8 protein-coding genes are annotated in these 7,682 nt (G+C 66.5%); 7 read left to right on the top strand and 1 reads right to left on the bottom strand.

Translation table 11 applies throughout. From position 1 onward, the window contains the following. The 6 genes from HMPREF3114_RS19115 (at position 1) to HMPREF3114_RS19140 (ending at position 4,340) form a co-directional block, all read left to right on the top strand. On the top strand, positions 1 to 360 hold the full coding sequence (locus HMPREF3114_RS19115; RefSeq protein WP_005417481.1) for a GntR family transcriptional regulator: 360 nt from the start codon (positions 1 to 3) through the stop codon (positions 358 to 360). Beyond that, the gene (locus HMPREF3114_RS19120) at positions 360 to 1,235 is read left to right on the top strand and encodes an ABC transporter ATP-binding protein (protein WP_053499451.1); all 876 of its coding nucleotides are present in this window, start codon (positions 360 to 362) and stop codon (positions 1,233 to 1,235) included. The genes HMPREF3114_RS19115 and HMPREF3114_RS19120 overlap by 1 nt, the downstream gene beginning before the upstream one ends. Beyond that, the gene (locus HMPREF3114_RS19125; protein WP_065178601.1) at positions 1,232 to 2,260 is read left to right on the top strand and encodes an ABC-2 transporter permease; all 1,029 of its coding nucleotides are present in this window, start codon (positions 1,232 to 1,234) and stop codon (positions 2,258 to 2,260) included. Before HMPREF3114_RS19120 ends, HMPREF3114_RS19125 begins: the two co-directional genes overlap by 4 nt. A gap of 25 nt (positions 2,261 to 2,285) precedes the next feature. After that, on the top strand, positions 2,286 to 3,173 hold the full coding sequence (locus HMPREF3114_RS19130; RefSeq protein WP_070490448.1) for a GIN domain-containing protein: 888 nt from the start codon (positions 2,286 to 2,288) through the stop codon (positions 3,171 to 3,173). A 29-nt stretch (positions 3,174 to 3,202) separates the two neighbouring features. Continuing rightward, positions 3,203 to 3,808, top strand: a complete 606-nt coding sequence (locus HMPREF3114_RS19135) for a DUF2884 family protein (RefSeq protein ID WP_070490450.1) — start codon at positions 3,203 to 3,205, stop codon at positions 3,806 to 3,808. Positions 3,809 to 3,914: 106 nt separating this feature from the next. Continuing rightward, a complete protein-coding gene (locus HMPREF3114_RS19140) occupies positions 3,915 to 4,340 on the top strand; it encodes a hypothetical protein (RefSeq protein ID WP_053499474.1) in 426 nt (141 codons plus the stop codon). A 108-nt stretch (positions 4,341 to 4,448) separates the two neighbouring features. Here HMPREF3114_RS19140 and HMPREF3114_RS19145 read toward each other — a convergent pair whose 3' ends face one another. Further along, on the bottom strand, positions 4,449 to 5,876 hold the full coding sequence (locus HMPREF3114_RS19145; protein ID WP_005417504.1) for a class II fumarate hydratase: 1,428 nt from the start codon (positions 5,874 to 5,876) through the stop codon (positions 4,449 to 4,451). A gap of 292 nt (positions 5,877 to 6,168) precedes the next feature. Between HMPREF3114_RS19145 and purB the strand changes: the two genes are divergently transcribed. Continuing rightward, positions 6,169 to 7,536, top strand: coding sequence for an adenylosuccinate lyase (gene purB, locus HMPREF3114_RS19150; protein ID WP_005417510.1), 1,368 nt, complete (start codon positions 6,169 to 6,171; stop codon positions 7,534 to 7,536). Positions 7,537 to 7,682 lie beyond the last annotated feature (146 nt).

Genomic DNA, 7,682 nt, shown 5'->3' on the forward strand with positions numbered 1-7,682 from the left:
ATGAGCGACATCCAGTGGAGCGACGGCGCTCCCATCTACCGTCAATTGAAGGAGCGCGTGATCGCCATGATGCTCGACGGAATCCTGAAGCCGGGCGATGCCCTGCCTTCGGTGCGCCAGGTGGCCGCCGACTATCAACTCAACCCCATCACCGTTTCGCGCGCCTACCAGGAACTGGCCGATGAAGGCCTGGTCGAGAAGCGCCGCGGCCTGGGCATGTTCATGACCGAGCAGGCGGCCACGCAGCTGCGCAGCAGCGAGCGCGAGCGCTTCCTCAACGAAGAATGGCCCGCGGTGCTGGAGCGCATTCAGCGCCTGGGCCTGAGCCTCGACGAATTGCTGCCCCAGGGGAACGTCTGATGAACAGCACTGCAAGCGAACCCGTCATCACCGCGCAAGGCCTGCGCAAGGCCTACAGGACCACGGTAGCCCTCGACAACGCCAGCTTCAGCATTCCGAGCGGGCGCATCGTCGGCTTGATCGGCCCCAACGGCGCCGGCAAGACCACCGCACTGAAGGCCATCCTCGGCCTCACCTCGGTGGAAGGCGACCTGAGCGTGCTCGGCCGCGATCCGCGACTGCATCGCGACGAGCTGATGAATGACATCTGCTTCATCGCCGACGTCGCCGTGCTGCCGCGCTGGCTGAAGGTGCGCGAGGCGATCGACTTCGTCGCCGGCGTGCACCCGCGCTTCGACCGGGCCCGCTGCGAGCGCTTCCTGGCCAATACCAAGCTGCAACCGAAGCAGCGCGTGCGCGAACTGTCCAAGGGCATGATCGTGCAGCTGCACCTGGCGCTGGTGATGGCCATCGACGCCCGCATCCTGGTGCTGGACGAGCCCACTCTCGGCCTGGACATCCTCTATCGCAAGGAGTTCTACCAGCGCCTGCTGGAGGACTACTTCGACGAACAGAAGACCATCATCGTCACCACCCATCAGGTGGAAGAGATCGAGCACATCCTCAGCGACGTCATGTTCATCCGTGATGGCCGCATCGTGCTCGACGCGGACATGGACGACGTCGGCCAGCGCTACACCGAGCTGCTGGTCAACGCCGACCAGCTGGAGACCGCGCGTGCGCTGAAGCCGATCGACGAGCGCAGCCTGGCGTTCGGAAAGACCGTGATGCTGTTCGATGGCGTGCCGCGCACCCAGCTCTCCACCCTTGGCGAGACCCGCAGCCCGGGCCTGGCCGATCTGTTCGTCGCCATCATGAAGGGGACCTACGCATGAATGCCGTCAACCACCCCGTCAGCCCGATGGGCACCCTGCGCTGGCTGCTCAAGCGCGAGTACTGGGAGAACCGTGGCGGTTTCCTGTATGCACCGTTGATCGCCGGCCTGATCTCGCTGGTGATGAGCACCATCGGCATCGCCTTCGGCCTGTTCGCCCTGCACCGGGCCGCGCGTGATGGTGGCCTGCACATCGACGGCGAAGACGTGAACATCAACGGCCTGGACCTGGCCCTGCTGACCCGCGACATCAGTGCCAAGGACCTGGCTGACCTCGGCAACGGCCTCGACCTGACCCTGGTGCTCAGCTCGGCCTGGCCGTTCCTGGTACTGGCCTTCGTGGTGTTTTTCTACTGCCTGGGTGCCCTGTACGACGACCGCCGCGACCGCAGCATCCTGTTCTGGAAGTCACTGCCGCTGTCGGATACCCAGACCGTGCTGTCCAAGGTGATCAGCGCACTGATCGTGGCCCCGCTGATCGCGGTGATCGCCGGCATCATCACCATGTTCGGCTTCATGCTGGTGATCAGCATCGTCGCGCTGATGCACGGCGGCAGCCCAATGACCCTGATCTGGGGCCCCGCCAGCCCGCTGACCCTGGCCGCCGGCCACCTGGCCTGGATCCCGGTCTACGCCCTGTGGGCCCTGCCCACCGCCGGCTGGCTGCTGCTGTGCTCGGCCTGGGCCCGCAGCAAGCCGTTCCTGTGGGCGGTGATGCTGCCGCTGTTCGCCGGCGTCATCGTCAGCACGACCAAGGTGATGCCGCTGATCGGCCTGACCACGGGCTGGTTCTGGCAGAACATCGTTGGCCGGCTGCTGCTGGGCGGCGTACCGGGCACGGACCTGGTGTATCGCCTCAGCGCCGAGGAAGGCACGCGTCGCGACCTCGAATCGGTGGTCAGCCTGATGTCGCCGGCCTCGCAGCTGAAGTCACTGGCGATGCCGGAACTGTGGATCGGCGCCGCCGTCGGCGCCGTGTTCATCGTCCTTGCCATCCGTCTGCGCAAGCGCGCCGGCGAGATCTGATTCCATCCACCCGGAGGCACCACCCATGCGTTCCCTGCTCGCCTGTTCTGCGTTGTTGCTGTTGCCGCTGTCGGCGCTGGCCGCCGATGCTCCGAACTGCAAGTTCACCGCCGCCCGCACGCTGAAGCTGGATGTGGCCGGTGCCAGGGCTGTGGTGCTCGAGGTCAACCAGCACGACCTGAAGGTCGTCGCCGGCAAGGGCACTGGCCAGCTCGATGGCCGCGCCTGCGCGTCCAGCCAGGAATGGCTGGACCAGCTGGTACTGGACCAGCGCAGGGTGGGCGACAAGCTGGTGGTGAGCCTGCGCCGCGAGGGCCGCGACAGCAGCATCAGCCTGGGCAGCAGCTACGCCTGGCTGGACATCCGTGGCAGCGTGCCGGACAACCTGCCCCTGCAGCTGAAGGTCGGCTCCGGCGACGCCAGCGTGGACAACGCGCAGTCGCTGAGCGTGGATGTCGGCTCCGGTGATGCCATCGTGCGTGGCACCCGCGGCAGCATCCACGCAGCGGTGGGTTCGGGCGACCTGGACATTGATGGCGGCAGTTCGCTGAACCTGCTTTCGCTGGGTTCCGGCGACGTCAAGGTGCGCAACATCGGTGGCGATGCGGTCACCGGCACTGTCGGTTCGGGTGACCTGAAGATCAGCGATGTCCGCGGCAACGCACGACTGGACACGGTCGGTTCCGGCGACATCGGGTTCAAGCGCGTGCAAGGCAACGTCGAGGTCGGTGTGGTCGGCTCGGGCGATGTTGATCTGTCCGACATCGGCGGCAATGTGCATGTGCGCAGCCACGGCTCGGGGGACATCCAGGTCGATGGCGTGCGCGGCAGCCTGACCGTCGACCACAGCGGCAGCGGCGATGTCGGCCACCGCAACGTCAGTGGCACCGTCACCCTGCCCCGTAAAAAGTAACCGCTAACGGATCGATCGAGGAAACTGCCATGAATCTGCTGCGCGTGCTGCCTGCCACCCTGCTGTGCCTGCCGCTGATCGCCTGCGGCGGCACTTCTTCCACACCCGACAAGACCATCGGCAAGAGCGTCGCCGAGGCCACCAGCGGCGTCGGCCAGACCGTCAAGGAGGCCATGGACGATGCCCGCAAGGAAATCACCGAGGGCAACATCAAGATTTCTTCCTCCAACCAGCCACAGGCCGAGATCACCCCCGACGGCCGTCTGCTGATCGACGGCAAAGATGTACCGGCCGACGCCAACCAGCGCCGCCAGCTGCTGGCATACCGCAGCCAGGTGGTGGCCGTGGCGAATGAAGGCATGGAGATCGGCCTGGCCGGCGCCAAACTCGGCACCGATGCTGCCAGCGAAGCGCTGAAGGGCATCTTCAGTGGCGACAGCGATGGCATCGAGAAGCGGATCAACGCCAAGGCGGCGAAGATCGAGGCCCAGGCAAAGCGCATCTGCGAGCGCCTGCCGGCGATGCTGGCCAGCCAGCAGGCCCTGGCCGCATCGCTGCCGGCGTTCAAGCCCTACGCAACGATGGACCAGAGTGACGTCGACGACTGCGGCAAGGACACCGTGGTCCAGCGCTAGGCCTGTGACAGATCAGCGCACCCGGCCGGCAGCGGCGTCCCGCTGCCGGCCGTCGTGCGCCGGCCGGCTTACAATGGCGGGCCCGGACGCCCCCGAACCGAATGCCATGAAGAAGTTGTTCCTGCTGCTGGCCGCCCTGCTCTGCCTGGGCCTGGTCGGCTGTGACAAGGATTACCGCAACCACCGCGCCGAGCGCGGCAAGCCCAAGATTTCCGTCAGCGAAGGCATGGTGACCGTGCGTCGCCCGCCGGCACCGAACATCATCATCCTCGGCGATGGCACGATGAAGGTGGACGAGATCCAGATCCCGCTGGACCAGGGGCAGAAGCAGATGCTGCAGACGATGTTCGGCAAGCTGCAGGTGCTGCGCCAGAACACCCTGGTCGCCGCTCCGGCCGATCCCAACATGCAACCGGTGAAGATCCAGCCGCCGGAGGGCATGGAAGTGATTCCGGCGGACCTGATCCAGCGCATACCCGAGTTCAAGGATTACACCGACACGTTCGGCAACATCGTCGCCGACCGTCGCTGAAGCAGAAACGCCGCCCCAGGGCGGCGTTTCCTTTTGTAGAGCCGAGCCCATGCTCGGCTGCTGCCCGGAACCTGAGCCGAGCATGGGCTCGGCTCTACAACCAGCAGATCAACCGCCGGCGCCACCACCGCCAGCCTGGATGCCACCTGCGGTCAGTGCGGTCGGATCCAGCAGGCGCCGCAATTCGGCCTCCTCCAGCCCGCTGTCTTCCAGTGCCACGTCCAGCACCGGGCGTTGTTCCTTGTAGGCACGCTTGGCGATGGCCGCGGCCTTCTCGTAGCCGATGATCGGATTCAATGCCGTGACCAGGATCGGATTGCGCGCCAGCGCTTCGGCCACACGGTCCTCGCGCACTTTCAACCCGGCGATCGCGCTGTCGGCCAGCAGCCGCGACACATTGGCCAGCAGGCCGATGCCATCGAGCAGGTTCACCGCGATCAGCGGCAGGGTGACGTTGAGCTGGAAGTTTCCGGTCTGCCCGGCCACGGTGATTGCCGTGTGGTGGCCGATCACCTGCGCGCAGGCCATCACGGTCGCTTCCGGAATCACCGGGTTGACCTTGCCCGGCATGATCGAGCTGCCCGGCTGCAGCGCCGGCAGTTCGATCTCGCCCAGCCCGGCCAGCGGACCGGCATTCATCCAGCGAAGATCATTGGCGATCTTGATCAGCGCCACGGCCAGTGCATTGAGCTGGCCCGACAGTTCCACGGCATCATCCTGCGCGGCCAGGCCCTCGAACTTGTTCTCGGCGCTGTCGAACTTGAAACCGGTCTGTTGCTTCAGTGCCTTGGCCACCTGCGCGCCGAAGCGCGGGTCGGCATTGATGCCGGTGCCGATGGCGGTGCCACCCAGCGGCAGGCGGCGCACGCGCCTGAGGCTGTCTTCGATCCGCTCCTGCGCCGAGGCCAGCTGTGCCGACCATGCGCCGAACTCCTGCTCGAAGGTCAGTGGCATCGCGTCCATCAGGTGCGTACGGCCGGTCTTGACCACCTTGCGCAGGCTGCGGCCCTTCTTGTCCAGGGTCTTGCGCAGGTGCACCAGCGCCGGCAGCAGCTGCTCATGCGTCGCCAACACCGCCGACACGCGCAGCGCGGTCGGAATCACGTCGTTGGAGCTCTGCCCCTGGTTGACGTGGTCATTGGGGTGCACGGCGGTCTTGCCCGCCTTGCCGGCACGGTTGGCCAGTGTGGCGATGACCTCATTGGCATTCATGTTCGACGACGTGCCCGAACCGGTCTGGTAGACATCGATCGGGAACTGCGCATCCCAGTTGCCGGCGGCCACTTCCGCGGCAGCGGTCTGGATGGCCTTGGCCACGTTCTTCGGCAGATGGCCCAGCTCCGCGTTGACGCCCGCAGCGGCGCCCTTGACCAGGCCCAGGGCACGGATGAAACCGCGCGGCATGCGCTGGCCCGACACCGGGAAGTTCTGCACGGCACGCTGGGTCTGCGCGCCCCACAGGGCGTCGGCAGGCACCTGCAGCTCGCCCATGCTGTCGTGTTCGATTCTGAAACCCTTGCTTGCAGCTTTGCTCATTGCATCAACTCCGCACTACTTCAGTTGGGGAAAGGGAAGCGGCGGCTGGCAGGGTGTCGCTTCCCGGGCTGGCGGCTGCGCCAACGATACTCCCTTGCCCGCAGCGTGGGATGACGAGCGCGGGCCAGATCGTTTCATCCGCAGGGCCGTGTTGTAGAGCCGAGCCTGCGCTCGGCTGGCCCGTGGGCGCAGGATTACCCGGAGCAGCCGAGCGTAGGCTCGGCTCTACAGGGCACGCCTGCCCGGCACGTCGTAGAATATGGCCCCCGCCGCTCGCCCCAGCCCTGCCGACATGTCCGATTCCGCCCTGCTCGCCCTGTCCCCGCTCGATGGCCGCTATGCCGGCAAGGTCGACGCCCTGCGCCCGATCTTCTCCGAGTACGGCCTGATCAAGGCCCGCATCACGGTCGAGGTGGAATGGCTGCTGGCGCTGGCCGCCGAGCCGGGCATCGTCGAACTGGCCCCGTTCTCCGACGCCGCCGTCGCCCGCCTGCGCGCCCTGGCCGCCAGCTTCAGCCCGGCCCAGGCTGCACGCGTGAAGGAGATCGAGCGCACCACCAACCATGACGTCAAGGCGGTGGAGTACTTCATCAAGGAACAGCTGAAGGATGACGCAGAGTTGGCCCCGGCGCTGGAATTCGTGCATTTCGCCTGCACCAGCGAGGACATCAACAATCTCAGCTACGGCCTGATGCTGGAACAGGCCCGCCGTGAAGTGCTGCTGCCGACCCTGGACGGCATCGCCAGCACCCTGCGCACCCTGGCCCACGCCCAGGCCGGCCAGCCGATGCTGTCGCGCACCCATGGCCAGACCGCCTCGCCGACCACGCTGGGCAAGGAGCTGGCCAACGTGGTCGCACGCCTGGAGCGCCAGCGCCGGCAGATCGCCGCAGTCGAACTGACCGGCAAGATCAACGGTGCGGTCGGCAACTACAACGCCCACATCGCCAGCTACCCGGACGTGGACTGGCCTGCCTTCGCCGAGCGCTTCGTGACCGGCCTGGGCCTGGTATTCAACCCGTACACCACGCAGATCGAGCCGCACGACAACGTCGCCGAGATCGGTGATGCCGCGCGCCGCGCCAACATCATCCTGATCGACCTGGCCCGCGACATCTGGGGCTACATCTCGCTGGGCTACTTCAAGCAGCGCCTGAAGGAAGGCGAAGTCGGCTCGTCGACGATGCCGCACAAGGTCAATCCGATCGACTTCGAGAATGCGGAAGGCAATTTCGGCATCGCCAACGCCCTGTTCGAGCACTTCAGCGCGAAGCTGCCGATCAGCCGCTGGCAGCGTGACCTGACCGATTCCACCGTGCTACGTGCGCTGGGCACCGCGTTCGGCCACAGCCAGGTGGCACTGGATTCGCTGGCCAAGGGCCTGGGCAAGCTGGAAGTGAACCCGCAGCGCCTGGATGCGGATCTGGATGCGGCCTGGGAAGTGCTGGCCGAGGCCGTGCAGACGGTGATGCGCCGCCATGGCCTGCCGAACCCGTACGAGCAGCTGAAGGCGCTGACCCGCGGCCAGGGCATCACGGCCGAGTCGATGCGTGCGTTCGTGCAGGGGCTGGAGCTGCCGACGGATGCGAAGCAGCGTCTGCTCGAGATGACCCCGGGCAGCTACACCGGCCTGGCCGAGGCGCTGGCGAAGAAGATCTAAGGGGTTTGCTTTGCGGCGGCGGCCGCGTGCGCTGCCTGCGGCAGGCAACAGCAACAGCAACAGCGATCCAGGCTCTGGATTGCTGCGAGCTGGGCGGGGCGGGAGGGGCCAGCGGGACACGCCGTGAACCCTTCCATGGGGGCTCG

This window comes from Stenotrophomonas sp. HMSC10F07, assembly GCF_001807895.1.
Classification (GTDB): Bacteria; Pseudomonadota; Gammaproteobacteria; order Xanthomonadales; family Xanthomonadaceae; genus Stenotrophomonas; species Stenotrophomonas sepilia.